The sequence below is a fragment of the Paenibacillus kobensis NBRC 15729 genome, assembly GCF_004000825.1.
GTDB classification, from domain to species: domain Bacteria; phylum Bacillota; class Bacilli; order Paenibacillales; family Paenibacillaceae; genus Paenibacillus_T; species Paenibacillus_T kobensis.
In genome coordinates this window covers 1-3,426 of sequence record NZ_BILZ01000121.1, presented here as the reverse complement: position 1 = coordinate 3,426, position 3,426 = coordinate 1, and the positions used below count along the sequence as shown (strand labels likewise).

1 protein-coding gene is annotated in these 3,426 nt (G+C 46.6%); it reads right to left on the bottom strand.

The window, feature by feature from the left end; all coding sequences use genetic code 11:
- On the bottom strand, positions 1-3,426 hold a 3,426-nt coding region (locus PKO01S_RS28245), incomplete at both ends, for a condensation domain-containing protein (protein ID WP_164779829.1).

Here is a 3,426-nt window from a genome sequence, read left to right as displayed (position 1 = left end):
TGTGGCGTATTGACATGCTCTGGGTTGGTAGCCGCGCCTGTATAGACCTCCTTATCGAATAGGTCGATGACCGGAATATTCCCTTTGACCGGCAGTTCCGCCCTTCCCAGCAGGATCGCTTTCGGCTGGCAATCTTCCAGCATGTACTGGATACGATTGTGCGGATAGCCAGGATCTACCGGCACGTAGGCACCGCCAGCCTTGATGACTCCATAAATGCCGATAATCATCTCCATGCTTTTTTGGGCCAGGATCGCAACTCTGTCATCTGGCTTGACTCCAAGCTTACGCAGTTTGTAGGCCAACTGGTTGGCTTTTTCATTCAGCTGCTCATACGTCAATTGCGCATCTTCAAATACGACCGCGATATGGTCCGGCGTCTGTAGTACCTGTTCTTCAAACAGCTCTACGACTGTTTTTCCCCTTGGGTATTCGGTAGCCGTGTCATTGAAGGTCTCAATGACCAGCCTCTTTTCCTCTTCGTCCACCACACTCAATTGACTGATCTTTTGCTTCGGATTTGCGGTCATTTGTTGCAACAGTTGTTCCATTCTTCCCAGCAGTGTCCGAATTTCTTCCGTCCCATATTTTCCGGGGTCATACATAATCTTAAATGTCAGGGCAGCTTCCTTAATAAATGCACTCAACGAAATATCATAGTTTGTCTGCTCTCTGGCACTCTCTATTTCGATCTTCAACCCATGGCTTCCAAGGTTAAACGATTCGTCTACATAGTAGTTCTCGAACGCTAACAACGTCCGGATCAAATGGTTGCCAAGAGTGCTTCTGCTTTGCACTTCCGCTAGAGAACAACGGTCATATTCCATGCTTGCAACCGCCTGCTGCTGGATCTGCCCGAGTAGTTCTTCCACTGTTGTGCTTTCTTCACATTTCACCCTAATCGGTATGGTATTGATAAACAGTCCGACAGCCTGCTCAATTCCCTGTAATCCCACATTCCTCCCGGACACAACTTTCCCAAATACAACATCTGCATTCCGGTTGTATTTCTGCAACAAAACACCCCAAGCTGTTTCAACGAGAGTGTTTATGGTTACATTGATCAAGCTGGAAAGTCGTTGTAATTGTCCGGTCAACTGTATATCCGTCCTATATACTTCTTCTTTAACCTGTTCCTCCACGCTCCCGCTTTGACTTAACGGCAGGATCTCCGCAGCATCGGCGTAATCTGCAAGAACATTCTCCCAGTAAGAAAGTCCTTCTTCCCTATCCTGTTTCTCCAGCCAGCGGATGTATTCACCATAAGATGCCATCCCTTTTTCCTCTGCTCGCACTCTTTCCTGCAGGGAAGACAAGGTGCGTCCTTCTGTCAGTGCTTCGTAATATTGCATGAAATCTTGGAACAGCAGCGGTAAGCTCCAACCATCCATAATGATATGGTGGGAACTCCACACAAGGATATGCTCTTCCTCCGACATTCTGAGAATGGTCGCACGAAGCAGACTGTCTTCTTCCAGATGGAATCCGCGCCGAATGTCCGCCTGTTGGATCTTTAAGATCTCATTTTCCTGTTCTTCACTGAAGGACAAATCAATAACATGACATTCGATCTCACGTTCACGCAATACGACTTGCCACGGCTTGCTTACTTTGTTATAGATAAATGACGTACGCAGTACATCATATTTCCTAGCCAGCAAGGATAAGCTTTCCCGTGCCTTCTCAACCTGCAAATTACCTTTCATGCGAAACATGATTTGCAATACATAACCTGTAGAATGTTCATCTGCCAATCGGTGATACAACATTCCCTCTTGCATCGGCGTTAAAGAATAGATACCGGATAATTCATGAACAGGATGCATTTGTGTAAGTTGTTTGAAATCAGAAACATTCATATTCGGCGCGCCGAAATCCGAAGCTGTCTTTATGACCACTTTTTGAGATACACAGTGCTGAACAATCGTGTTAATAGATTGAACGTAATATTGGCAGAACTGCTCTATGCTTTCTTCACTGTACCTTCCCTTGTTGTAGGCAATAGCAAACCGTAATTTACCGCCCGATACGCTCCCGTCCATCGTAATGCCTTGCTTCGGCATATTGTCATCCGCAATACTGCTTCCGCATGACAGATTGGATGCTGTAATCCTTTCCGCTACTCCAAGTTCATGATCCATGTGCCCGAGGTAATTGAAGCACAGATCTGCTTCTGTATCCGGCCATTGATCCTCACCAAGATATTTGGCCACGCCATAACCGATGCCGTGATTCGGAATTCTTCGGAGCATTTCTTTGGTGTTGATGATGGTTTCTTCGGGATCCTTAGATCCTTGCAATACAATCGGATAAATACTCGTAAACCATCCGACGGTTCTGTCCATTTTCACAGCTTTATGAAGTTCCTCGCGTCCGTGGCCTTCCATGTCTACGGCAACGTAATGCTGGCCTGTCCACTGTTGCACCGCCATGCCGAGTGCCGAAAGCAGCAAGTCATTGATCTCCGTTCCATACGCTTTCCCTGCTTCAAATAATAATTGCCGGGTACTTTCCTTCTCCAGTTCAAGCTGCATATGCGCATATTCCGTCGGTTGGCCATCCAAGTCACCTTGAATTGCCCCATCTTTCACTTGTTCACCTATTTCTCTCCAATAGTTTCTTTCCTGTTTCAATTCCATGCTTTGGGAATATTCTACCAACGCTTCCGCCCAGTCTTTGTAAGAGGCTGTCTTGGCCGGAAGAACGACTTCCTTGCCCTGTAATGCCTGTTCATATCCGGTTTTCAGGTCTTCCAGAAGAATCCTCCACGATACACCATCTACGACAAGATGATGCAGGCATAACAGCAGATGGTCTCCGTCTACAGTGTGAAACAACCCTACTTTCATGAGGGGACCCTGTTCCAAATCGATACTTCTTTGCAGCTTCGTACTCTCTTGCTCCACGATCTGTGAAATAGGGTCTGAATGTTTAAGTTCATACTCGTTCCAGTCAAACAGCTTGCTTTCTTGAGCCGGGAGAATCCACTGTAATTTATCTCTATATACGCTGCGCAGCATGTCATGGTGGACAACAAGCGCTTTGATGCTTTGTCGGAGTGCGTTTACATTAAAGCCTTCCTCACAATAAAGCATGGTGGCCTGATTGAAATGATGCGGTTGTACATAATTCCATTCAAAAAATGTATGCTGAATCGGCGTCAGCCGTGCCGATCCGCTGACTTCTCCCTGGTATACCGTCTCTATTGCTGCTGCGACTGCTTTTTCTGCAATCAGCTTCACGATGCGCAGTTGCATCAGGTCTTTGACAGCTAGCTCATATCCGGCTTCCCGTATTTTGGATACGACACGGATTGCCTTGATCGAGTCACCGCCCATCTCGAAGAAGTTGTCTTCAATCCCCACCGGAGTAACACCTAACACTTCTGCAAAGATACGTGCAACCGTTTCTTCTATCTCGTTCCGT